A 24,353-nucleotide genomic window follows, 5' to 3' on the forward strand; every position below is an offset into this window, starting at 1 on the left:
CTAATGAGTCTGTAGAGCAATATTTATGCGATAGGTGGGCTTGGCGTGCCAATGCATCAGTACCGCTATCTTGCTGAGGCTATTTGCTACTGAAAACGTCGATGCAAGTCTGGAAAGACATCCTGGGCAAACCAGGCGGGCAGGCCGGGGGTCACGATTCTGGATTTCGGTGTTCGGCTTTCTACCAGGCCGACTTTTACAAGCCTGGATAACTCGTCGATTGCCGGGCGCGGTGTCAGGCCGGTGAACGTCTTGATTTCATTGCGCGGCAAGCTGCCCTGGGTGATTAGCGCGATAATCGCAGGTGCACTTTCCGGACGGATACCTTGCTGTAGAAGTCTCTCGTTGTAGCGAAACGCACGTATTACACGTTCACGCAGTCGGGATGGGTCCACTGCGGCAATCATGTAGTCGACCTGGTCGTGACAAACCTGCAGCATGAACTCAATGAATTCGAAATAACGTCGCTGAGACAATTGACCCCGTCCGTCCAAATCACCCTCTCGTGCGCGGTCGGCCATGGTCAGGGCGCTGTAGTAATCCTGATGCCGTCGAGCAAGGCCGCGTGACAGTGACCAGAGGGTTGGCTCCAGCCCCAGATGTACCAACTGCAAATGAGTGATCAGCCGTGCAACCCGACCATTCCCGTCGGTAAAGGGGTGAACCCAGGCGAGCCGATGGTGGTAGGCAAGCGAAGAAATCAGCTGGCGGCGAGGGTCCGTCTGCCGGCCAAACCCTGACTGCAGGTGTCTCAGCATCGCCTCGACAACTGAAGCGTGCGGCGCATCATGATTGCCGACGATCACGTTTTGCCCCGTGACCGACCGAAGAATACCGGGCTGCATGATTGAGCCATCTGACAGCGTACGTTCTGCGTCACTGGCGCCGCGAAAAAGCCGGTTATGCGCAGCGCTCACGAACTCGGGTGCGAACATGTCGCCCCAGGTAAAGGGGCCTCGCTGGCGCAACGTCCGCTCAAACAAGGCTTGCACCGCCATTTGTTCAACCGCCAGGCTTTTGAGCCGCTTGCGATCTTTGACCGGCGCCGTTTGTGCTTTCTGCATATCGGCAGGCTCGGTGTATTGCCCTTCGATCAGGTTCGAGTAGTACGTATTGGTGATTTGCAGGAGACGGCCGAGTCGTGCGGCGGTTTCAGGCGGTAGTCGCCCGGCTAGAAACTGGGTTTTTCTGGGTAACGCATCGGCAAGATCAATGATCGATGGGGGCAGTGACTCCGGGAGAACCGGATCCAGCCAGGATTTCGATGTGATTAAGGACATGGTAGTTCGTTTCGTCGGAGTTATCTTCACATTTTATTTCACATGGTAGATCGTTTAACAAGCCTTATTTTGTTGGGGTTTGTGTGGGTGTGTGAGGATTATTAATTGATCTGTCTTCACATTTTATTTCACAAATTTATTTGAAAAACTCCAGAATTCGGAAGTGCCGATCGCTATCGAGTACAAATTGGGCACCCACGACTCCATCACTGATGAAACGTGCGCCCCAACGCATCCAGCCGAGTCGCAATAGGCGGCAAGCGCCGACTGCTCGACGCCAGCGTCTGTACATCATCCGCCGTGTTCTGCGCGATGCTCTGCACCGACTGCAAGCGCCCGACAATCTCGACACTCGCCGTGGATTGTTCGCGGGTCGTCGTGAAAATCCGCCCGTTGAGTTCATCGATCTGCGAGATGTCGCTGCCGACCGCCTGCAACATGGCTGCCGCCAATTGACTGTCCTCGACGCAGCGCTCCACACCTTCGCGGCTGTCCTGCATGGCCTCCACGGCTTTGCGGCTGCCTTGCTGCAAGGCCTCGATAATGGTCCTGATTTCCTTGGTGGACACCGCCGTGCGCTGCGCCAGGCTGCGCACTTCATCGGCCACCACCGCAAAGCCGCGACCTTGCTCGCCGGCACGCGCCGCTTCAATCGCCGCGTTGAGCGCCAGCAAGTTGGTCTGCTCGGCAATGCTGCTGATCACCTCCAGCACCGTACCGATCTGCTGCGCCTGCCCGGCCAGCACCTGCACGGTCTGGTTGGTGCCGTCCAGGCGCGAAGCCAGCTGGGTGATTTCCTGCCGGGCACGGTTCACGCTTTCCTGCCCGCGGGTGATCTGCACACTGGCCTGGCCGGCATGTGCAACGGCATGCTCGACCTGCACCACGATGTGCTCCATCGCATCGCCCATGCGCTGCATCGACCCGGTCATCTGCGCGATTTCCGTCAACTGATGTTTGGCGCCTTTCTCCAGCGTGTTGCTGGCCTTGGCCAACTCCTGGCCCAACTGACCCAAGCCGTTGGAGTCACGCACCACCCCGTCCACCAGCGCGGTGATTTGCATCAGGAACTGATCGAACCGTTGCGCCAGCGACACATGCACCCGCGCCTTGTCACCCTGACCGGGATCGGTTGTCAGCTGTGAAGTAGCGGCGAGCATCTTGTCCAGCATGTCCTGGCTCTCCACCGCATCGGCCTGGCTGTGCACCGCCAGATAGAGCAGCGCGACCGTTTCCATCAGCACATAAAAGGCGTGAACGAACACCATCGTCCAGCCACCGTGATGCGCCATCACGAACACTGGAAACCCCTGATGCTGCAACACATGAAACACCACGTGATGCAGCGCAATCGTCACCGCCGCCACCAGAATCGGCAGCCAGTCCCGATAAAACGTGAGCACCGCCAACAACGCAAAAATCCCGAAGTGCGACTCAATGACCCCCTCGGCCTGATTGATGTGCAATGCCGCCATCACCATCAAGCCTGTGCCGAGTAAACAGCGCATCAACCGAGAACCGCCGATGGCGCGATACAACAGCGTCAGCAACACGCTGGTACCGCCACCCACCAACAGCGCCTGCTTGAAGGTGTCGTGCCAGAACGCCAGGCCCACCGCGAAAGCGAACATCAACCAGATCAGGCCCAGCATGATGCGGTCGGCTTTGCGGTAGTGGTCGAGGAAACGAGGGGGGAAGGGCATGTACGCTTACTCCATGTAATCGAACCGGGAAGAAGCAGGGGTTGGACTGATACCGGAAGACAAGCCTGACACCGACCCTGTGGCGAGGGAGCAAGCTCCCTCGCCACAGGATTTTTATCGCTTGAGCCATTGAGGCAAATCGATTGCCGGCGGCATGCACGAGGTGTATTTGAGAAACCGTGTAGAGCGTAGCCCTTGGCCATCACTCTTGGCCGGAACGACGTCGCTTGTGGAAAACAATGTCCGATATAGAGGCAAGTAATGCTGAAGTGACGGGGTGTACGACAGGCTCCATTGCAAAGCCTGTCGTACGCCCGAGGCAATTACGACGTCTTCGGCGGATAGTTACCGCGCAAGCCGCCCGACTTGTTGCCGGTTTTGCTCGGCAGGTTCGGCACCAACGGACGGGATCTGGGTTGGGGGTTGGAGCGGCTTTGGGGTTGAGGTTGCTTGCTCATGGTTCGCCTCCTGATTTTCAGGGTTTCGCGAAGTGGTTTACTCATGAAGTTTAGCTAATTGACTGTGGGCAGGGGCGTTTGGCACTTGGGGGGGGGAGTGATCAGAACCGTCTTCACGCAGCGCAAACAAAAAGGGCGCCTGATTAGATCAGGCGCCCGTTTTCGTTTACTCCGCTGCTTGTGCTCGCAAGCGTCTGCCAATCACATCCATCAAATCACAACCATCGCGCAACGGAATGACCAGTAGCTTGGAAAAGTCTTCCAGCACCACCGTGTCGCAACCGAGTTCGGATCGGTAGATGCTCTCCAGCACCTGCGTAACCGTTCGAACACGATATTCGCCATTTTTAAAGGGCTTCATAAAAATAAATCAGTTCTTTTATTTTAGTAGTCCATATATGGCAGATTGAGTTCGACAGCTTTTGCTGTGAGTGATTTTCTGGAGAGTCGCAGAGGTTGTTTGGGTCTGATGTAACCTTTCGTGCGCGACGTATGTAGTAAATGTTGATGCGTTGAAGTTGCTAGGTGATTGCGGCATAACTGTTGTTCTGTCTATGGAATTAATATTGTTGCATAGAGTGCTATATGCAAAAAGCAGTTAATCATAATTCACCCTTAATAACGTCAGGGTCTCTGCCGGTTAAAGTTGCGGAAGCCTCAGTTTTTCCTTCAAGCTTCGATAGTATTTTGTTTTGGGATAAGGCTGTCCCGGCGGTTACTACGCCGTATAGTATTGAGAGCGTCAAAAATACCCGAAACGAATACCAACAATTAGTGGAGATGTTGCTTTCGGTGTACGATCAGATAAAGGATGTTTTTTCGGGTGGAGCCCCGAATATTCGAGGTTATCTAGAGAAATGCATAGCCGCAGCCATTGAGTCCCAAGAGTTAAATGCGTTGGAAGCTGCCTTAAAAAAGAAAGTGGTCATCGTTGAGCTTTTGCAAAGGGTCGAAATGCACGGGAGTTGGGGCGATGCAATATTACATATTGGCGTGGACGCATTGTCACTAGGCAGAGAAACAATTGCCGAGAATTTTGCAGGTGATGTGGAGTCAGAAAAAGATGATGATGAAGTACGACTAAGTTTTTATGAAGAATTCCTGTTATCACTAACTGTCGCCTACGTTAAACGAATTCTAATCGAGGCCGTTCGCATTTTGGAGGACGCTTCCGCAACTGCAGACGCTGAAATCCATCGCGCCTTGGCAAGGGATGAAGTCGCTTATACCTACAGGCTACACATTGGTAATGACATAGAGGCGGGAACTGTGGCGGGTGCCATTGCCATCCATTTCGCCGAAGGTTGGCCCTTCGAGGCAGTGATCCATAAAGGCATTAAGTTGTTGGCAGGGTTGGGGGAAGCACTTATCAGTCCGGCCACTGCTGTTGGGATAGGGGCCTTGCTCTATTCACCTGCTCTTGCTAACGGCGAACGCTTTCCTCAAACAGTACTCACACTACCCGGTAGCACTTTTTTGCCAAAGCTGCCGCCAAACCTGAGTGAAATCGCCGCTGCCGAAGGAACCATTGACCTTCCTTATCGGATTGTTGGCGACCTTAACCAATACTCACTTGTTGCAACCCCGGTTGGAGGGAGTGTCTCGGCAAAAGTGCCAGTGCGAGCATTGGTGTTCGATCCAACGACCAGCAGCTACAGTTTCACGTCAAACGATACGCCGCCCAATATCCTCAGTTTTCCCATTATTCACTTGGGAAGCAATTCGACAACTTCGCCTGCCCGACCTGCGCAAGTACCGACGTACACTGGAGTGACGCTGTCGCCATTGCTTGTGCAGCCTGAAACCTTTCCCGCGTTCGAATTGCCTGATTTCAGGGATTGCATTTACTGCTTTCCGATCGAAAGCGGTCTGCCGCCAATCTACGTTGTTTTTAATAGTCCTTATGAAGGAGCAACCACAAGGGGGAAATACAGCGGTCGACTTTTCAATCCCGCCAAAGCCGGAGGCCCAATCCTCGATCTCGATTGGACAAGTGCTACCGTGACCCAAGCGGGTATTGACCTGGTCAAATTGCATACGGGACGCTTCATGCCTTCGGATGCCAATGCCATCATGATTGAGCGCTTGGAAAAAATTCTGTTGGGTAAATTGGTGGTCACAGAAGTGGATAAACGCTTCTATACTCATGAAATCAGAGAGCTGGAACGTTTCAGAGCATTAGGTGTGGTAGACGGTGTAGAACCGAATGACGAGGGCGTTATTTGGAATAATACACATGCCGCGACGCTGGAGGATTACAAAGTCAAGGATGCTTTTGAACTGCTCTATACACCTGATGCTATAGAAGCGCATCGAAAGCAAAGTGAGCGAGAGTACAAGGAACTTGGAGGGGTAAAATAATGAGCGTCATTGCAACCATCGTACTTAACGAAAAGCCTGAAGAGGTAATTCTATTTCTTACAAAAAATAAATTAGGCATCTCCCTTCCGCGGCTTGATGGTCTTTATAATCTGGCTAACTGGGCGCATGTGGAGAACAACATAGGGCTATTGAACCTTGTCCATAAAATGTGTGATGCCGGGTTTATCAAATATAGTGGGTGCGGAGTTGTGAGAGGACCCAACTGGAGAGAGCCGGCATTCATGCTCGAAGGCAAATATACCTTTGATTGACAGCACCAAGTGCCTGAACGCAGGTGCCAGAGAGCGGTGACCGTAGCCATCATTTCGTGGCCGTCCGGTTCCCTTGTCCAGTCGTTTAAATCATCGAAGGTTTCCCAGGTTGAGCCGCTACCCAGCGGCTCTTCTCTTTGTTACGGGCATATTGAGTATCTTCGCCTGATTGGTTTTTCGCGGCCTCGAATCAAGCTGATGGGTAATCCCTTTCTGGAGTAGCAATAAAACGGGCGCGAGAGCACCCGTTTTTTTTACTCCGCCGCCTGCGCCCGCAGCCGCCGACCAATCACATCCATCAAATCACAGCCATCCCTCAACGGAATGACCAGCAGCTTGGAAAAGTCCTCCAGCACCACCGTGTCGCATCCGAGCTCGGAACGGTAGGCGATGTTTTCCAGCACCTGTGTAACCGTCCGAATCCGGTAATCGGCCATGGCTTGCAGGACGTCGAGTGGGGCTTGGGTGTCGATGAGCAGGGAGGCCGGAACCAGGTCGATTCCGGTGAGGGGCATGTATCGATTCATTTTGAATGATCTCTGTTTGATGGGCTCAAGGCCGTCAGTTGGTCATTCTCTGTGTTCAGGTCGCCAAACCCGGCCGCCATTCTGGGGCGACGGCGCCGATTATAAGCCTCACGAGATCAGCGCGGGAAGGTGAGGCATTCCGAGCTTTGTGTAGGACCTTTGAGGATGAAACTTCAGACCTTTCACCTCAGTTCGCTGGAAATCCAGACACAGACCTGAGATGGTCATCGCCCCTTGGTTTCAGCCACCCACGCTATCCTTAATCATCGCTCCTGCCGTCGAGATGGATCTTCGCCCATGCAAACCCCCAACCCCCAACGCCCCCTCTGGAAAACCTACCTGTTTTTCCTCGCCCCGATGGTCCTGTCGAACTTCCTGCAATCCATGTCCGGCACGGTCAACAGCATCTACATCGGCCAGATGCTCGGCACCCAGGCGTTGGCGGCGGTCTCGGGGATGTTCCCCATCGTGTTTTTCTTCATCGCCCTGGTGATCGGCCTCGGCGCTGGCGCGGGGGTGTTGATCGGGCAGGCGTGGGGGGCGCGGGAGACGCATCTGGTGAAGGCGATTGCCGGGGCAACCTTGTTGTTGGGGGTGTTGATCGGGTTGACGGCGGCGGTGGTGGGCAGTGTGTTTGCGCGGTCGGCGTTGGTCGGGTTGGGGACGCCGGCGGATGTGCTGGACGATGCGGTGGCGTATGCCCATGTGATGTTGTGGATCATGCCGTCGCTGTTGGTGTTTGTGCTGTTCACGCAGTTGTTGCGCGGGGTGAGCGATACCTTGTCGCCGTTGTTGGCGCTGGTGGTGTCGACCATGGTCGGGTTGGCGCTGACGCCGGCGTTGATTCGCGGGTGGATTGGCTTGCCGCCGATGGGGATTCAGAGTGCGGCGTTTGCCGGGTTGGTGGGTAACCTGGTGGCGATGGGGTTGCTGGCGTGGCGGCTGATTGGCAAGGGCCATCCGCTGGCGCCGGACCGTGAGTTTTTTGCGGCGATGAAGCTGGACATGGCGATTCTCGGCAAGGTGCTGCGCATCGGTTTGCCCACCGGGTTGCAGATGGTGGTGTTGTCGCTGTCGGAGTTGGTGATTCTGGCGCTGGTGAACCAGCACGGTTCCCAGGCGACGGCGGCCTATGGCGCGGTGACGCAGATCGTCAATTACGTGCAGTTCCCGGCGCTGTCGATTGCGATTACCGCGTCGATTCTTGGCGCACAGGCGATTGGGGCCGGACGCATCGAGCGCATGGGGCCTATTCTGCGCACGGGGTTGATGATCAATGTGTGCCTGACCGGTGGTCTGGTGGTGCTCGGGTATCTGCTGTCGCATTGGCTGCTGGCGTCGTTCCTCACGGAAGAGGCGACGCGGACCATGGCCCAGCACCTGTTGCACATCATGCTCTGGAGCCTGTTGGTGTTTGGCTTCCAGGCGATCATCGGCGGCATCATGCGCGCCAGCGGCACGGTGATGGTGCCGGTGGCGATTTCCATTGTCTGCGTGGTGGGGATTCAATTGCCGGCGGCCTATCTGCTGGATGCGAAGTTCGGGCTGCAAGGGGTGTGGATGGCGTTTCCGGTGGCGTATCTGGGGATGCTGGTGTTGCAGACGCTGTATTACAAATTGGTGTGGCAGCATCAGAAGATTGAGCGGTTGGTGTAGGCGGGACGCGTCGGGAGGGGCATGCTGTTCACTTAACCCTGTGGCGAGGGGGCTTGCCCCCGTTTGAGTGCGAAGCGCTCACAAAGATCTGAGTTTGTTATGAGATTGGGGCCGCTGCGCGGCCCAACGGGGGCAAGCCCCCTCGCCACAAAAGCCCCCTTGCCACAAAAGGACGGTGTGACTGAAAAAGTCAGGCGCAATCGCCTGGGGAGGTTTTCACATGAGCCCCTTGTCCCATTCCATCCTGCAAGACCGGCCAGCGGCCGGGCGGCGTTTGATCGAGCCGCTGCTGCCTTACGCCAATCGCCCCGATGTCATCGTTCTGGCCTTGCCCCGTGGCGGTGTGCCGGTGGCTTATGAGGTGGCCACGGCGCTGAAGGTTCGCCTGGACCTGATGCTGGTGCGCAAGCTCGGCGTGCCGTCCCATCCGGAGTACGCCATGGGCGCGATTGCCAGCGGTGGCATCCGGATTCGTAATGAAGAGGCGCTGCGGGTGCATCCGATTTCCAAGGCTGCATTCGACGCTGTGGTCGAACGGGAAAGCCGCGAGTTGCTGCGCCGCGAGCAGGTCTACCGTGGCACGCGGCCGCCGGTGCAGCTCAAGGATCAGGTGGCGATCCTGATCGACGACGGCCTGGCCACCGGCGCTTCGATGCGGGCGGCGATCCAGGCGCTGCGGGTGCAGGAACCTGCGCGCATTGTGGTGGCGGTGCCGGTGGCACCGATCGAGACGGTGGAGGCGCTGCGCAGCGAGGTGGATGAACTGGTTTGCCCACTGATGCCCGAGTGGTTCACTTCGATTGGCCATTGGTACATGGACTTTTCCCAGACTTGCGATGCCGAGGTGATCGAACTGTTGCGGCGGGCGTGGCAACGCGAGGCGTGCGGGTAGCGCTGGCGGTCATTGGCAGGTGGTCGCAATTGAACGGCCGAGGTGGAATAAACGCCGGTTGTTTGCTTTAGTCCATCTGGTGCCGGCCTTTGTGTGCGGCATGTCAACTCAAGACGGGAGTCCTCCCGGAGAGTGCCATGAACCTTCGATCCGCGCGTTGCATCGCTCTGGCCGGCACGTTGGTGTTCGGCCCGGTGCTGTTCGCTGAAGCCGTGGAATACAAGGAGGTCAACGCCAAGGCCAGCACCTTGAGTTTCACCTATCAGCAGATGGGGTCGAGAACCTACGGCACCTTCGGCAAGTTCAAGGCCAATCTCGATTTCGACACCGATAACCCGGGTGCCGCCCATGCCGCGCTGACCATCGACCTGAGCAGCATCGATGCCGGCAGCGACGACGCTAACACCGAGCTGCAAAAACCGGCGTGGTTCGACACCGCGACTTATCCGGTGGCGACGTTCGAATCGACGTCCATCAAGGCCCTCGGCAATAACCGTTACACCATCACCGGCAAACTGTCCTTGCGCGGGCTCACTCGGGAAGTGAGTGTGCCGGTGCAGCTGAGGTCGGAGAGTTCCATCGGCATCTTCGATGGCCAACTGGTGCTCAAGCGTAACGACTTCAAGATTGGCGAGGGCGAGTGGGCGGACAGTATGGTGTCCAACGAGATCAATATCCGCTTTCGGATGGTGGCGCCGCAGCGGTGACTGTGAGGCCGCCTTCGCGGGCAAGCCCGCTCCCACAGGGATTTTCAGAGAGCACAGAAATTATGCTCGGCGCAGATCCCTTGTGGGAGCGGCGGTGCGGCGATCCGACTTGCTCGCGAAGGCGTTGTAACAGTCAATACAAAGGCTCTCGGTCCCACCGTACGATCCGCAAAAAAAAGCGCCCGGTCCACATTGCATGGACCGGGCGCCGATCAATCCGCGCTAGTGCACTGGCACTGTCACGGTTTTGCCGAAGGACGACTTGATGGTCGCTGTCGGGTTGGGCGATGGGCCACTGCCGACGGTCGTCACCGCTATATTCCAGCGCGCGCCTGTTGCCGTAGGCGTCAGGGTGGCAGCGCCAAGGTTCACCGTGCCGGTTGTGGTCGTGGCCGTCGCCGTGATGGTATTGCCCGTGCCACGCGAGGTGGTGCCGGACAGCACCCAATACCAGCGGCTGTTGCTGCGGGCGGTGACGGTGGCGCTGGTGACGATCAGGTTCTCGACGACCCCTGCCGAGACCGCCACGGACACCGTCGCCGGTGCCGACTCCGCGTTCTTGGCATCGCTGGCCCTATAGGTAAAGGTCGCGGTGAACGGCGCGGGGATCGTGGCCGGTGGTGTGTAGATCACGCGCAGACCGTCGGTGCTGACCGAGCCCTTGCCGGAGTCCGGTTGCTCCAGCCCCACCACTTTAAGTGGCACGTTACCGTCAGGGCCGCTGTCGTTGGCCAGCACGTTGATGGTCAGCGGTTGGCCGGTGTTACTGATGGCGCTGTCGGGGTTGGCGACAGGTTTCTGGTTGGCGAGGTCTTCGACGCGTTCATCGCCAGTGCGGAAAGTCGGCAGTGCGGCGGAGTTGACGTAGTTGACGCCGTCCCAGCCGGGCAGGGGCGTTGGCATCAACTGGAACTGGCCGGGGTGCTCGACATCCCAACGCATCAGCATGGACGTGTCCTCGTGCTGGGTGTTGTGGCAGTGCTCCATGTAGGTCCCGGCGAATTCACGGAAGCGGATAGCAATGTCCACGTCCACCGAGCTGTCGATGCCCTCGCCGATGCGATAGACGTCCTTGCGTGCCCATTTTTCCCATTCCGGCGGTGCCTTGCCGTCGCGGCTCAGGACGACGCCTTCTTCGAAATGCACGTGCACCGGGTGGCTCCAGCCGTTGCCGCCGTTCCTGATTTTCCAAACTTCCAGGGTGCCATCGCCGGAGAACCCGGCAGGGGTCGGACCGGTGGCCAGTTGCGGAGCGGCGCTGATGATCCGAGGATCCATTTGGTAGCCGAAACCGCCATCGGTCTTGATGGTCCAGGGTTCTTCGTCGGTGCCGTCGGAGCGACCGAAGATGAACTCGCGATGCCGCGCCGCCTTGAGCTTGGCCTGCATCGTCGGGTCGTCGCGATTGATCGTCAACGGGATCATGACCTTACCAACCGGTTTGCCCGGTTTGGCAGGTTCGTAGTCGGCAGGGTTCATGCTCACGTCCTGGCCAGCGTAAGGCTGGACCACCATCTGCAGGAACTTGCCCACCACCGGGTCGCCGCCGTCCCATTCCAGCCCTTTGCTGCCCAGCTTGAGCACCGCCTTGTACTTGCCGGAAAGGACATCGGCCAGGCTCAGCGGCACAGGTTCCGGCCCCTTGCCGTTCTGGTGCTCCATCAGGTTGACGAAGTACAGCTTGTCGCCAACGCTAATCCCGTTTTTCGCGAAGTTGACGATGATGTCGTAACGTTCGGCGATACCTTGGGCGGGCAGGATCGCGTTGTGGTCCTGGACATCGCCGTCACCGTCCAGATCCAGGCTGCCGTCGAACGGTACGGCGTGCTCCATTAGGTTGCCGTCATTGGCGATCATGTGGAAGGGCACGCGGGTATAGGACAGGCCGGAACCTGTCGGGCCAGGGAATTCACCACCGGTACCGACGATTTCACGCACCAGCGCGATCCTGAAGAAGCGCGACACCGAGCCATTGAGGATACGGAAACGATAGCTGCGCGCCCGCACTTTCAGACGCGGCTGGTACTGCCAGTTGACCAAGAGTTGATCGCCGAGAAAACCATCGGTGTTGAACGGGTTGAACCACAACTGGCCATTGGCATCCCAGGCCTTGTCGGCCAGCATCAGGTTGACGTCGTAGTCACGGTTGCCCCAGGGCAACGCCGAACCGCTGGGCAGGCGCAGGTTGACGCCGTCTTCCAGCGCTTCGTTGCCACGGTCCATGGCACTGTAATAGTTCATCATCACCGCGTTGCCCTTGTAGACGTTCTGCGCGGTGAAATCGAGCATGTGGTCGTGGAACCAGTGGGTGCTCATGGTTTCGCGCCAGTCGCCACGAATCTTGATGCTGCCGTTGTTGCAGGTCTTGAGGCCCGGCGTGGCATCGTTGACATACAGGGTTTCGCCCGGGGCGCAGGGGAACGCGGCGCGCGGATCCTGCGCATTGGTGTTGATGCTGTCGTAGCCGGCCAACTGGATCGGCCAACGATAGTCGTAGTACTGCCCCGGAAAGAAAAACGCATTGGCATAGCCGTCGCTTTCGGCCGGGGAGTGGCCGTTGTGTTCGTGGGTGCTGAGGGTGTGCAGGCCAAAACCCATGTTGGCCGACGGGTCGATCGGCAGGGCGTTGTAGTGGCGCATCAGCACGCCCTGGCCGTAGCGCACCATCAACAGTTTTGCCGGAAAGGTGCCGTCGAAGGTCCAGAGCGCCTTGTGGTTCTGAATCGGCATGTTGGGGTGGAAACGCGTGTCGATGCCTTTGGTGGTGCCCGTTGTGGTCGGGATGTCCGAGGTCTGGTAGTAGAGGCCACCCGGTCCGAACTCACCAACCGCGTAGTTGTGCAATTGCCGGCGGTCGCGCATGCCGCCGTTGAGCTTGGCGCCTGCTTGGGCGGTCTTGAAGGCGACCTGTGGGTAGAACTCGTTCCAGCGCTGGTGCGACCAGCCTTTTCCTGGCGGACGCCCCTCGGCCGGCGAGCCGACCGGATGGCGGTTGAGGAAGGCTTCGATCTGCGCTTGCCACGGGTTACGGTCCAGCACGTTGGAAAACTGTGACGGAAACGGGTACAGCCCCGGCTGGCGCATGAAGGCTTCGAGCGACGCAGCCGAAGGGCCGCTGCGGGCGATGTTGTTCGGGTCCTGCACGGGCGCCGGGCCGACGGTCGGAGGCGGGAAGGTCAGGGTGGGCGGCGGCAGTGTCGGGTCAAGTTTTTCCGTGCCGAATTCTTCGAACAACAGCAATTGCTGGGTGTACGGCTGCGCCCCGAACAACGGGCTGGGCTTGCCGTTGGTGGGGATCTTGAACGATGTCTGCAGCGCGGGCGGCAGTACGTTGTCGGTCGTCGGCGTGGTGCGGGTACCATACACGCCATTGGGCAGGGCGAAGGCACCCGTGTTGGTGGGTGGCATGGCCTCTATGGCATCCACCGCGGCCTGGGGGTCGGCCGGCGGGTTGGTATACGCCGAGGGGTCCGTCGGTGGTGGTTGGCTGACATCGTCCAGCGGTGAGGCGTTGAGGGTGCCGATGCTGATCAGCAGCACAGCGGCGATGCCCGTTTTGCTGAAACCGAGCGGTTTGAGGTCAGGCAGGCTTTTCATATTGTTTCCCTCGAGGCGCGCCGATGTGGCTGACGTACGCAATGCGGTCTATGCAAGAGCTACGCCAATCACCAGAGGGTCTCGGGAGATATGGAAGATTGATTTGTATCAAAACATTGAAGACTTTTCTGTAGCGCCGAAGTGGGTGGCAATCCTCAAGTTCGGGGGGGCTTGACCCACCCATTTCCCCAATCCCCTGCCACACCACCATCACCCTTCGGACCGCAGGTGTCAGGCGCGTTATGATAGGCGGCCCATGCCTCCCGGAGCCTGTCACCGCAATGCCCCTGATCAGCCACTTCAAGACCCCGTGCCCCGAGCACATCAATAGCCAGATCCTGCAGATGGTGGTCGACAACCTGACCGACATCAGTATGGTCGCGATCCCGCCCAGCAACCTGCTGTACAACCTCTATCAATACGCGATCGGCTATGAGGTGCACCTGTACCTGGAGGCGCTGAACGGTGAAAAAGGCATTGCCGTGGAGTTGATCGTTGCCACGGACGTAGACGATCCGCACAAGGTGCTGGGCTTTTTGCTGTACCTGCCGGTGCAGGACGACCCCGAGGCCTGTGGCGTGGCGTATATGGCGGTGCAGGCCGAGTATCGGCGCCAGGGTGTGGCCCGGCGGATGCTGCGGGAAATGGTCGGCCGCTATCCCCATGCCGAGCTGACCTGCGCGGTGGCCAAGGTGCCGTATTTCGAGGCGATGGGTTTTCAGGTGGTGGGCGTGCGTGCGACCCAGGTGTTGATGAATACCCGCGATCACAGTACCGGTGGCTTGATGGCGCTGCTGGACGTGGCGTCGATCTACAGCTCGCTGGAGGTGCGGCAGATTCATACCTATCTGCTGCAAAAACACGGCAAGCGGGCCATGACCGACGCGGAAAAACAGCGCGACCGGCATCTGGACCAGTTGACGCGCAAGGCCAATGAATGTGTGCGCGAGCGTTTGGGTGATGATGCAGTGCCGGCGTTTGGCCCAAAACTGCGTTTGGTCTAGATCCATTGTGGGAGCGAGCCTGCTCGCGAAGACGGCGCCACATCCAGCATCAAAGCTGCCTGACCCACCGCTTTCGCGAGCAGGCTCGCTCCCACAGTGATTTGTGTTGGTTTTTCAGAGACAAAAAAAGAGCCTCAAAGCTCTTTGATGGGGAGGAAGTAGAGCCCTCGAGGCTCAAGATGCGCATGAAACAGGCGGTGAGCTTGGTAGGGGTTCAGTGCACTCACCACCTACGCAGCGGCTTGCACAAGCAAGCGACTGCGTAAGTTCATCCTAAAAAGACCAAGTGTTTCACTCAAGTACCGCTAGTCGCATCCCCCGGCCAGCCGGCGCTGCGCAACGCCTTGAGCAGGGTTTCGGCATCCAGCCCCGGCACCCCGTGCCCGTTGCCTTCGGCAGTGTCGGCGGCGAGCAGGGCATTGATGATGGCTTCTTCAACGGCTTCGGTGGCGGCCAGGAACAGCTCGCTGATGTGGTCGTTGTTGACCATGCTCAGGTTGTTTGTGGTCGGCGCTTTCTTGCTCTCGTAGGCAGCCGGTGGCACGTGATCGTTACCGGTGGCGAAGGCGATGAAGATGTCGCCGCTGTGGTCTTCATTGCCACCGCCGGTGCGGGCCAGGCCGAGGCTGGCGCGTTGGGCCAGGCGCGTGCACTGGTGTGGCAGCAGCGGCGCATCGGTGGCCAGGCAGACCACGATCGAACCCATGCCCGGATGGGGCAGCGAGGCCTTGAGGAACGGCGAATCGACCTGTTCCATGTAGCGCCCGACCGGATACCCGTCGACGCGCAGTTCATGGCGGATGCCATGGTTGGCCTGGACAATCGCCCCCACTGTCCAGCCGCCCTGGGCGCTGTTCAAGCGTCGCGACGCGGTACCGATGCCGCCCTTGAATTCGTGGCAGATCATGCCGCTGCCGCCTCCGACATTGCCTTCGGCCACCGGGCCACCCGCCGCCGAGTGCACGGCTTGGGCTACGTGTTCGGGCTTCACGTGAAAACCGTTGATGTCGTTGAGCAAGCCGTCGAAGGTTTCCAGCACCACCGGCATGTTCCAGTAGAGGCGCCCGTCATCGGCTTGCTGTTCGCGGTCGACCACGATCAGCGCATCGCGCACCACGCCCAGGCTGTGGGTGTTGGTGAAGGCGATGGGGCTGGTCAGCAAGCCCGCTTCGCGTATCCACTCCAGCCCCGTGGCATCGCCATTGCCGTTGAGTACATGCACGCCGGCAAAGCACGGTTGCTGGCTGGTGGAACCGGCACGCGGTTCGATGACGGTCACTCCGGTGAGGATGTCGCGGCCGTTGGCCGTGCGTCCTCGTACATCACAGTGGCCGATCCGCACGCCGGGGACGTCGGTGATGGCATTGAGCGGACCGGGTTGCAGTTGGCCGAATTGGATGTTCAGGTCGCGAGCGCGTGGTTTCATGGGTTTTCTCATCTTCGATTCGTGGCAGAAAAAAATATTTGTTGGGCACCACGGACACTGTGGGAGCGAGCTTGCTCGCGATGGGGTCGTTACATTCAACATCTATGGCAACTGATCCACCGCTATCGCGAGCAAGCTCGCTCCCACAGGGGTATGCGGTGTCCTTGCTATTGACCGTTTTTGACCTTGCTCCAGATTCGCGTGCGCACGCGCTCGGTCGTCGGCGGCAGGGGCTGGAGGGTGAACAGGGTGGCCATGGCTTCGGCTGACGGGTAGACAGCCGGGTTGTTGCGGGTCGCTTCGGCCACCAGCGTGGTCGCGCTGCGGTTGCCGTTGGGGTAGTTGAGGTGGTCGCTGACCGGGGCGATGACTTCAGGGCGCATCAGGTATTCGATGAAGGCCATCCCTTGTTCCGGGTGCGGGGCGTCCTTGAGCAGTACCAGGGTGTCGAACCATACCGGCGCGCCTTCCTTGGGCAGGCTGTAGGCGATTTTCACGCCGTTGCCGGCCTGCTCGGCGGTGGTCTTGGCTTCGAGCATGGCGCCGGACCAGCCGACCGCCACGCAGATGTTGCCGTTGGACAGGTCGCTGATGAACTTCGACGAGTTGAAGTAGGCAATGTGCGGACGCAGCTTGAGCAGCAGCGCTTCGGCTTTCTTGTAGTCTTCGGGGTTGGTGCTGTTGGGCGGCAGGCCGAGGTAATGCAGGGCAACGGGCAGCATCTCCGACGGCGAGTCGAGCATGGCCACGCCGCACTCGCCGAGTTTGGCCAGGTTCTCCTCCTTGAACACCAGGTCCCAGGAATCCACCGGCGCCTTGTCGCCCAGTACCGCGCGCACTTTGTCGACGTTGTAGCCGATGCCGTTGGTGCCCCACAGGTACGGCACGGCGTACTGGTTGCCCGGATCGTTGCTGGCCAGTTTCGCCAGCAGATCGGTGTCCATGTTCTTGAAGTCCGGCATCTGCGAGCGGGGCAGTGGGGCGAGGGCACCGGCCTTGATCAGCGTGGGCAGACTGAAGTTGCTGGCCACCACCACGTCGTAGCCGCTGCGGCTGGTGAGCAACTTGCCTTCGAGCACTTCGGCACTGTCGAAGGTGTCGTAGACCGGCGCGATCCCGGTGTCTCGCTTGAAGTCCTGCAGGGTCGTGGGGCCGATGTAGTCATACCAGTTGTACACGTGCACGGTCGGGGCTTCGACGGCAAGCGCTGACAGCGACACCGCCAGACAGGCGCCAAACCCCAGATTGAAATACAAGCGGTGACGACTCATGATGCGGCACTCCTGGCCTGTTGCGGCCGGTGGTAATCAGGAGTTTGCAGCGTATCGACCTGGGTGACCTTCACCCATTCCCATCATGGGTTACTCAAAAGGGGTAGTGCGTGGACGCGTTGTTGAAAGAGTTGCCGGTGCACCAGGGGCTGGCGCGGGTCTTCACGACGGTGGGGCGAGACGGCTTCTGGCGGGCGCTGGTCGATACCCTGCGGCTGCTGGTGCCGCTGGACAACGCTCTGGTGGCGCTGATGCGCCCGGGCCACGTGCCGCGCCTGCTGATTGATTTCGATGCCAAGGGCAACAGTGCCGAGCAGGAAGAACTGGCGGACTACCGCGCTGGCATGTACCTGCTTGACCCATTCTATCAAGCCGTGTGCGCTGGCATCGCTGACGGCTTGCACAGCCTCGAATCGGTGGCCCCCGACCAGTTCCAGCACAGCGAGTACTACCTGAGTTACTTCAGCAGCGTGGTCGGTGGCGACGAGTTGCAGTTCATGGTCAACCTCGACGGCGCCGTGCTCGGCCTGTCCCTCGGGCGTTCGACGCGCTTTGGCCTTGAGGATCAGGGGCGCCTGCTATGCGTGCGTGACTGGGTGCTGTCCGCGATGCGCCGACACCTGGATTTGTTGCCTCCGGAAGGACCGGTCGCCGAACCGCCGGCCGGCGATCTGGCGACCTTGCTCGATCGCTTCGACGCCCGCCTGACCGTGCGGGAAATCGAAACCGCGCGCCTGATTCTCCAGGGCTTCTCCAGCAAGGCCATCGCCCAGCAAATGGGCATCTCCCCGGAGACAGTGAAAGTGCACCGGCGCAACCTCTATCACAAGCTCAACGTGAACGGGCATGGCGAGTTGTTTGCGCTGGTGTTGCAGCCGCGTTGAACCTTGGTGGTTTGGTGAATGCACGAATCGGTGTTACTGCCGAAACACCAACGCCTTCAACCCACACTCGACATCCGCATCCGGAAACTCCGGCGGATTCTCCAGCCGCTGCTCAAACCGCAAGCTCGGTGCTTCGCGGGTCACGCCGTCGATCAGGAAGTCCGCCCCAAACGCCGGGTCGTTCATGCAGGCCAGCACCGTGCCTTCAGGGCTGAGCAATTCCGGCAACCGACGCAGCACCCGCTGGTAATCCTTGGTCAGCAAAAAGCTGCCTTTCTGGAACGACGGCGGGTCGATGATCACCAGGTCGTACGGGCCTTTGCCGATGACTTTGCCCCAGGACTTGAACAGGTCATGGCCGAGAAACGTGACCTTGCCCAAGTCGTGGCCGTTGAGCCGGTGGTTGTCGCGGCCACGGCTCAGGGCCGGGCTGGACATGTCGAGGTTGACCACGTGGCTCGCGCCGCCTTCGATGGCCGCCACCGAGAAGCCGCAGGTGTAGGCGAACAGGTTCAGCACCCGCTTGCCCTGTGCATGGGCGCGGACCCAGTTGCGGCCATAACGCATGTCGAGGAACAGCCCGGTGTTCTGCTTGCGGCCCAGGTCGACCCGGTACTTCAGGCCACCCTCGGTGATGGTCATTTCTTCGATGACTTCGCCCAGCAGCCATTCGGTGGTGCTTTGCAACAGGTAGCGATGTTGCAGCAATAGCGAATGGGCGCCGGATTTTGCCCACTGTTCAGACTGAGTGATTGTCATCAGCCGCTGTTTCAAGTCCTCCAGTTGCGCCGTCTCCGGCTCCTTGAACAACGCCACCAATACCACGCCTTGCAACCAGTCCACGGTCACTTGCTCCAACCCCGGCCAGCAGCGGCCACGGCCGTGGAACAGGCGACGGGTTTCGGCGGGGGCGGCCGCGAGGGCGGTCAGCAGGTGCTGGTCGAGGGTGGCGAGGGCTTCAGGGTTCATCGGGTCGGGTCGGTGGCGTGGAAAGGGGCGGCATTTAACCATAATTGCGCATCCGGCGGACCACGGAAAAAACACACAGGTTCTGCCACAGGTTATCGAGTACGAGTTATCACGTTTAATTTAACTTTACGTGAGGATTTGGCGATCTTCCGGCTCTCATACTCGGCCCCAACGAACAACAACACACGGGAGCCGGACATGTCGCAGTCAACTGCTTCACCCAAGGCCAGTCATCCACGCTGGCTACGCCTGACCCACTGGATCAACGCCCTGGCGGTGCTGGTGATGGTCACCAGCGGTTGGCGTATCTACAACGCCTCGCCCCTCTACGAATTCAGCTTTCCCGCGTCGATCACCCTCGGCGGCTGGCTCGCTGGCGCGCTGCAATGGCATTTCGCGGCGATGTGGTTCCTGGCGATCAACGGTCTGATCTACTTGGCCTTCAACCTGTTCAGCGGGCGCCTGAAGCGGCGTTTCTTCCCGGTGTCGCCCAGCCGCGTGCTGCATGACCTGTGGGCCGCCTTGCGCGGAAAGCTCGGACACGCCGACCTCAACCATTACAACCAGGTGCAACGTGTCGCCTACCTGTTCGTGATGGTCGACATCACGCTGCTGGTGCTCTCCGGGCTGGTGTTGTGGAAGTCGGTGCAGTTCCCGCTGCTGCGTGAATTGATGTTCGGTTACGAAGGCGCACGCCGGGTGCATTTCTTCGCCATGGCGCTGTTGGTGGCCTTCGTGGCGGTGCATCTGCTGATGGTCGCGCTGGTTCCGAAAACACTGTTGGCCATGATCGTTGGCCGCAAGGAGCAAGCATGAAAAAGCGCATTCAGATCCCCGGACTGGACGAGTCTTCGATCCTCACCGACGCCCGCAAGATCCTCGCCCCGCAAATCGAAGACCGCTCACGCCGATCATTCCTGCTGCGTGGCCTGACCCTCGGCGGCGTTGCCATGTTGTCCGGTTGCAACATCACCGACAACGAAAGCGTCGACACCGCGCTGTCCTCCATGTCGCGCTTCAACGACCGGGTACAGGGCTGGCTGTTCAACCCCAACGCCATGGCGCCGACCTATCCCGCATCGATGATCACCCGGCCGTTTCCCTTCAATGCCTTTTACGGCATCGACGAGGCACCGACAGTGGAGGAGGAGAGCTATCGCCTGGAGGTCAGCGGCCTGGTCGCCGACAAGCGCAGCTGGCGCCTCGACGAACTGCGCGCCATGGCCCAGACCGAGCAGATCACCCGGCATATTTGCGTCGAAGGCTGGAGCGCGATCGGACGCTGGGGCGGCGTGCGCTTCAGCGATTTCCTCAAGCGCATCGGCGCCGACACCGACGCCAAATACGTCGGCTTCAAATGCGCCGACGACTACTACACCAGCATCGACATGGCCACTGCGCTGCACGCGCAAACCCTGCTCGCGCTGACCTGGGACGGCGCGGTGCTGCCGCGCGAGTACGGCTTCCCGATGAAGCTGCGCATGCCCACCAAACTTGGCTACAAGAACCCCAAACACATTCAGGCAATTTTCGTCAGTAACACCTACAGCGGCGGCTATTGGGAAGACCAGGGCTACAACTGGTTCGGTGGCAGCTGACGGATGCCTGGCCCTTTCACACCTCCACAACCCACGCTCCAGGGAGTTTCATCATGAAAAAGTTGACCACCGTTGTACTGTCCATGTGCCTGGCCGTTGGCGCTGCCTCCGTGTTTGCAGCTGACACGATGAGTAACGACGGCATGAGCAAGGATTCGATGTCCAAAGATGCCATGCCCAAGGATGCGATGAATAAAGATGCGATGAAGAAGACCGATTCGATGTCCAAGGACGCCATGTCCAAGGATGCAATGTCCAAGGATGCAATGTCCAAGGACGCGATGAAAAAAGATGCGATGTCCAAGGATGCAATGAAAAAGGACGCGATGTCGCAGTAATCCCGAACACCCCGCCCCCTGTAGGAGCGAGCTTGCTCGCGATGGTGTATCAGTCAGCCCGTCATCGGCTGACACTCCATCGCGAGCAAGCTCGCTCCTACAGTTTTTTCACATGATCCAAAGGGTATGACCTGAAGTCATATCCCCATGACTTTTAATGGTTACAGCCCCGCCAACCCCCGGTGTTAAAAAATCGCAAACCAGCTCATCAACAACAAAAAAGAGCGTTTGCAACCATGACTCATCATCACTGCCGCGTCTTCGCCAGCGATCTGCTGCGCTCTTCGAACCCAGACATCTGCCACGCCAGGCCTCGTGCTGGCGTGCGCTGCTGATCAACCAAAACTCCCTGAAGAGTAACGACTCATGAAAGAACTCGACCTGTACATCGGTGAAGGCTTCGAAGGCCCTGGCGTGAACGCCGCGCACATCAACATCCTGATCGGCCCGCGCAACGGCCCGGCAGGGCAGGCGTTCGCCAACAGCCTCGCATCGCCAAGCCAGGGCCATTGCCCGTTCATGGTGATCGCCCAGCCGAACATCCCTGTCAAGCCGATGACCCTGTATGTGAACAAGGCCGCGATCGGCAGCGACCTGCACGGCAATGCGACCTGGGGCGCGTCCCAGGCCGGTATCGCCAAGGCCGTTCTGGAAGCGCTGCTCGACGGCACCCTGCCGCCGGAAGCCGAGGATGAGTGGGCCATCGTTACTGCCAACTGGGTTAACCCGGCCTGCGACGACCTCGATGCGGTGTACCTGAACAACTACAACGCCTGCCGCACCGCGATCCGTGCCGCCCTCACCGGCAAGCCGGAAACCGCACAGCTCAAGGATGTGGTCAATCACATCAGCAACCCTTTCTACACGCCAAAAGCCTGAGGTCCGCGCCATGCAATACATTCGTTTGGGCAATTCCGGCCTTGAAGTCTCCCGCCTGTGCCTGGGCACCATGAACATGGGCACCCCGGACTGGAAACCGTGGATCTTCGATGAGAAGAAAAGCGAACCGATCGTCAAGCACGCACTGGACAACGGCGTGAACTTCATCGACCTGGCGGACTTCTATTCCGCCGGTGTCGGCGAGGAGGTGGTGGGGCGCATCGTCAAGCGCCTGAGCCGGCGCGAAGACCTGGTGATCACCACCAAGGTCGGCTACGGCACCCGCAGCGGTATCAATGCCAGCGGCCACTCGCGCAAGCACATCATGGACAGCATCGATGCTTCGCTCAAACGCCTGGACATGGATTACGTCGACGTCTTCATGCTGCACTACTTCGACGTCAACACCCCGGTCGAAGAAACCATGAGCGCGATGAATGACATCGTGCGTTCCGGCAAGGCCCGCTACGTCGGCGTGTCGACCATGCTCACCGGGCAACTGGCAAAAATCCTCATGGCCTGCGAGCGCAATGGCTGGGTCAAGCCGATCAACATGCAGCTGCAACTGAACTGCGCCTACCGTGAAGAAGAGCGCGAGATGATCCCGTTCTGCCGCGACCAGGGCCTTGGCGTCTCGGTGTTCAGCCCGTTGGCCCGTGGCCTGCTGACCGGCGACGCACAGTCGACCCGCAACCAGACGGACTTCTTCACCCAGCAGATGTACAGCGACGAAGCCTCGTTCGAAATTGCCCATTCGGTGCAACGTGTAGCCCGTGCCCGTGGCGTGTCCAACGCGCAGATCGCCCAGGCGTGGGTGGCCAACCACCCGGGCGTGGATTGCATGCTGGTCGGCGCCGACACCACCGAGCAGTTCGACAGTGCCCTGGCGGCTCTGGAGACCAGGCTCGACGCCGAGGAACTGCATGAACTGGAGCGCAACTACACGCCGTGCGACGTGATCAACGATTACACCGCCGGCAAGCGCATCCTGCGTACCGCCCGTCCGGGGCTGGAGCGCTTCCACCTGACCGAGGCCGTGGCATGAGCGCGTTGATTCGTCACGGCAATTTCATCGATGGCCAATGGTCCAGCGGCGGGCAGACTTACCCGGTGCTGAACCCGGCCAACGGCGAGCTGATCGTCGAGGTGTAAAAGGCCGGCGCTGAAGAGACCCGGTTAGCCATCGAAGCGGCCAATCGTGCCTTGCCGGCGTGGCGCAAGTTGACCGCCAAGGAACGCAGTCAGCGCCTCAAGCGCTGGAGCGACTTGATGCTGTGCAACCAGAAGGAACTGGCCACGCTGCTCAGCCGCGAACAGGGCAAGCCGTTGGCCGAAGCCATGGGCGAAGTGGTCTACGCTGCGAGCTTCCTGGAGTGGTTCGCGGAAGAAGCCAAGCGTGCCTACGGCGACGTGATCCCGAGCCACAAGGCCGATGCGCGGATCATCGTGGTCAAGGAAGCCATAGGCGTCGTCGCGGCGATCACCCCGTGGAATTTCCCCCTGGCCATGGTGACCCGCAAGGTCGGTCCGGCGCTGGCCGCCGGTTGCACCATGATCCTCAAACCCTCGGAAGAAACCCCGCTGTCGGCCTTCGCCCTGGCGGTGCTGGGCGAGCAGGCCGGGATTCCGGCCGGTGTGTTCAACATCGTTTCCGGTGATGCCGTGGCGATCGGTGGCGCGCTGCAAGCGTCGAGCATCGTGCGCAAGCTGTCGTTCACCGGCTCGACCCGCACCGGCAAATTGCTGATGCGCCAGGCCGCCGACACCCTGAAGAAAGTTTCGCTGGAACTGGGTGGCAACGCGCCGTTCATTGTGTTCGACGACGCCGATCTGGACGCGGCGGTCAAAGGCGCGATGGCTTCGAAATTCCGCAATACCGGGCAGACCTGCGTTTGCGTGAACCGCTTCTTCATTCAGGACGGCGTGTACGAAGCCTTCACCGGCAAACTTGCCGAAGCCGTTGCAGCCATGCGCGTCGGCAGTGCTTTGGACGGTGAAACCGAACAAGGCCCGCTGATCAACGGCGCCGCACTGGCCAAGGTCGAGCTGCACGTGAGCGATGCGGTGAAGAAGGGCGCCAAGGTCCTGTGCGGTGGTCGTCGTCACGCCTTGGGCGGTACGTTCTATGAGCCGACGATTCTTGCCGAAGCCAGCAGCGACATGCTGATCGCCCAGGATGAAACCTTCGGACCGGTGGCTGCCTGCTTCCGTTTCAAGGATGAAGCCGAGGTGCTGCAAAAGGCCAACGACACGCCATTCGGTTTGTCCGCCTACTTCTATAGCCGCGACATCGGCCGCGTCTGGCGCATGGCCGAAGGCCTGGAAGCCGGAATGGTCGGGATCAACGAAGGGATCATTTCCACGGAAGCGGCGCCGTTTGGCGGCATCAAGGAATCGGGCCTGGGTCGCGAGGGTTCGAAATACGGTCTGGATGACTACCTGGAAATCAAATACCTGTTGATGGGCGGTTTGTAACGCTACGACGCCCTTGTGTAGGAGCGAGCTTGCTCGCGATGGACGTTAACGATATC

21 protein-coding genes and 1 pseudogene are annotated in these 24,353 nt (G+C 59.5%); 13 read left to right on the forward strand and 9 right to left on the reverse strand.

The features are described 5' to 3' along the window. Positions 1-86: 86 nt before the first annotated feature. From Q8X48_RS21650 to Q8X48_RS21665, 4 genes are all read right to left on the reverse strand, one after another. Entirely contained in the window at positions 87-1,280 is a 1,194-nt protein-coding gene (locus tag Q8X48_RS21650) for a Fic family protein (protein ID WP_407801461.1), read from the reverse strand. Positions 1,281-1,486: 206 nt separating this feature from the next. Then, positions 1,487-2,983, reverse strand: coding sequence for a methyl-accepting chemotaxis protein (locus tag Q8X48_RS21655; protein WP_407801462.1), 1,497 nt, complete (start codon positions 2,981-2,983; stop codon positions 1,487-1,489). A gap of 323 nt (positions 2,984-3,306) precedes the next feature. Continuing rightward, on the reverse strand, positions 3,307-3,441 hold the full coding sequence (locus Q8X48_RS21660; RefSeq protein WP_407801463.1) for a hypothetical protein: 135 nt from the start codon (positions 3,439-3,441) through the stop codon (positions 3,307-3,309). 166 nt (positions 3,442-3,607) lie between these two features. Then, a complete protein-coding gene (locus Q8X48_RS21665; RefSeq protein ID WP_407801534.1) occupies positions 3,608-3,802 on the reverse strand; it encodes a hypothetical protein in 195 nt (64 codons plus the stop codon). 224 nt (positions 3,803-4,026) lie between these two features. On the opposite strand from Q8X48_RS21665, the gene Q8X48_RS21670 reads away from it, so the two are divergent. Further along, complete coding sequence (locus Q8X48_RS21670; RefSeq protein WP_407801464.1) at positions 4,027-5,802, forward strand: S-type pyocin domain-containing protein; 1,776 nt, start codon at positions 4,027-4,029, stop codon at positions 5,800-5,802. Then, complete coding sequence (locus Q8X48_RS21675) at positions 5,802-6,074, forward strand: hypothetical protein (RefSeq protein ID WP_126046319.1); 273 nt, start codon at positions 5,802-5,804, stop codon at positions 6,072-6,074. The genes Q8X48_RS21670 and Q8X48_RS21675 overlap by 1 nt, the downstream gene beginning before the upstream one ends. A 254-nt stretch (positions 6,075-6,328) precedes the next feature. Here Q8X48_RS21675 and Q8X48_RS21680 read toward each other — a convergent pair whose 3' ends face one another. Then, the gene (locus Q8X48_RS21680) at positions 6,329-6,601 is read right to left on the reverse strand and encodes a hypothetical protein (RefSeq protein ID WP_095946406.1); all 273 of its coding nucleotides are present in this window, start codon (positions 6,599-6,601) and stop codon (positions 6,329-6,331) included. Between the two features lie 297 nt (positions 6,602-6,898). Between Q8X48_RS21680 and Q8X48_RS21685 the strand changes: the two genes are divergently transcribed. The 3 genes from Q8X48_RS21685 to Q8X48_RS21695 all read left to right on the forward strand — a co-directional run bounded on the left by Q8X48_RS21685 (position 6,899) and on the right by Q8X48_RS21695 (position 9,856). Then, entirely contained in the window at positions 6,899-8,257 is a 1,359-nt protein-coding gene (locus Q8X48_RS21685) for an MATE family efflux transporter (protein WP_407801465.1), read from the forward strand. A 220-nt stretch (positions 8,258-8,477) separates the two neighbouring features. Continuing rightward, on the forward strand, positions 8,478-9,149 hold the full coding sequence (locus Q8X48_RS21690; RefSeq protein WP_407801466.1) for a phosphoribosyltransferase: 672 nt from the start codon (positions 8,478-8,480) through the stop codon (positions 9,147-9,149). Positions 9,150-9,286: 137 nt separating this feature from the next. Further along, positions 9,287-9,856: a YceI family protein gene (locus Q8X48_RS21695; RefSeq protein WP_218480406.1), complete on the forward strand. Its 570-nt coding sequence runs from the start codon at positions 9,287-9,289 to the stop codon at positions 9,854-9,856. Positions 9,857-10,078: 222 nt separating this feature from the next. Here the strand turns inward: Q8X48_RS21695 and Q8X48_RS21700 are convergent, their stop codons facing one another. Further along, entirely contained in the window at positions 10,079-13,453 is a 3,375-nt protein-coding gene (locus Q8X48_RS21700; RefSeq protein WP_407801467.1) for an Ig-like domain-containing protein, read from the reverse strand. 281 nt (positions 13,454-13,734) lie between these two features. Between Q8X48_RS21700 and Q8X48_RS21705 the strand changes: the two genes are divergently transcribed. Beyond that, positions 13,735-14,457, forward strand: a complete 723-nt coding sequence (locus tag Q8X48_RS21705) for a GNAT family N-acetyltransferase (RefSeq protein WP_407801468.1) — start codon at positions 13,735-13,737, stop codon at positions 14,455-14,457. A 295-nt stretch (positions 14,458-14,752) separates the two neighbouring features. On the opposite strand, the gene Q8X48_RS21710 is transcribed toward Q8X48_RS21705, so the two are convergent. Next, a complete protein-coding gene (locus Q8X48_RS21710; RefSeq protein WP_407801469.1) occupies positions 14,753-15,883 on the reverse strand; it encodes a DmpA family aminopeptidase in 1,131 nt (376 codons plus the stop codon). Between the two features lie 167 nt (positions 15,884-16,050). After that, positions 16,051-17,154, reverse strand: coding sequence for an extracellular solute-binding protein (locus tag Q8X48_RS21715; RefSeq protein ID WP_407801470.1), 1,104 nt, complete (start codon positions 17,152-17,154; stop codon positions 16,051-16,053). Between the two features lie 110 nt (positions 17,155-17,264). Here Q8X48_RS21715 and Q8X48_RS21720 point away from each other — a divergent pair, with 110 nt between their 5' ends. After that, positions 17,265-18,038 (forward strand): helix-turn-helix transcriptional regulator, encoded by a 774-nt coding sequence (locus tag Q8X48_RS21720; RefSeq protein WP_126046311.1) that lies wholly within the window; start codon positions 17,265-17,267, stop codon positions 18,036-18,038. 33 nt (positions 18,039-18,071) lie between these two features. Here the strand turns inward: Q8X48_RS21720 and Q8X48_RS21725 are convergent, their stop codons facing one another. Further along, the gene (locus tag Q8X48_RS21725; protein WP_407801471.1) at positions 18,072-19,007 is read right to left on the reverse strand and encodes a class I SAM-dependent methyltransferase; all 936 of its coding nucleotides are present in this window, start codon (positions 19,005-19,007) and stop codon (positions 18,072-18,074) included. Between the two features lie 198 nt (positions 19,008-19,205). Here Q8X48_RS21725 and Q8X48_RS21730 point away from each other — a divergent pair, with 198 nt between their 5' ends. The 6 genes and pseudogenes from Q8X48_RS21730 to Q8X48_RS21755 all read left to right on the forward strand — a co-directional run bounded on the left by Q8X48_RS21730 (position 19,206) and on the right by Q8X48_RS21755 (position 24,297). Then, positions 19,206-19,823 (forward strand): cytochrome b/b6 domain-containing protein, encoded by a 618-nt coding sequence (locus Q8X48_RS21730; protein ID WP_407801472.1) that lies wholly within the window; start codon positions 19,206-19,208, stop codon positions 19,821-19,823. Continuing rightward, the gene (locus Q8X48_RS21735; RefSeq protein ID WP_015094481.1) at positions 19,820-20,605 is read left to right on the forward strand and encodes a molybdopterin-dependent oxidoreductase; all 786 of its coding nucleotides are present in this window, start codon (positions 19,820-19,822) and stop codon (positions 20,603-20,605) included. Before Q8X48_RS21730 ends, Q8X48_RS21735 begins: the two co-directional genes overlap by 4 nt. Positions 20,606-20,658: 53 nt before the next feature. Then, positions 20,659-20,943 carry a pentapeptide MXKDX repeat protein gene (locus tag Q8X48_RS21740; protein WP_407801473.1) on the forward strand — a complete coding sequence of 95 codons (285 nt, stop codon included), beginning with the start codon at positions 20,659-20,661 and terminating at the stop codon, positions 20,941-20,943. 366 nt (positions 20,944-21,309) lie between these two features. Continuing rightward, on the forward strand, positions 21,310-21,822 hold the full coding sequence (gene fae / locus Q8X48_RS21745; protein WP_075948975.1) for a formaldehyde-activating enzyme: 513 nt from the start codon (positions 21,310-21,312) through the stop codon (positions 21,820-21,822). Positions 21,823-21,832: 10 nt separating this feature from the next. Further along, on the forward strand, positions 21,833-22,867 hold the full coding sequence (locus tag Q8X48_RS21750; protein ID WP_407801474.1) for an aldo/keto reductase: 1,035 nt from the start codon (positions 21,833-21,835) through the stop codon (positions 22,865-22,867). Next, positions 22,864-24,297: pseudogene (locus Q8X48_RS21755) on the forward strand (NAD-dependent succinate-semialdehyde dehydrogenase). The gene Q8X48_RS21750 and the pseudogene Q8X48_RS21755 overlap by 4 nt, the downstream one beginning before the upstream one ends. The last annotated feature ends 56 nt before the right edge of the window (positions 24,298-24,353 follow it).

This window comes from Pseudomonas sp. QLc11A (genome assembly GCF_052112305.1).
GTDB lineage: Bacteria > Pseudomonadota > Gammaproteobacteria > Pseudomonadales > Pseudomonadaceae > Aquipseudomonas > Aquipseudomonas laurylsulfatiphila.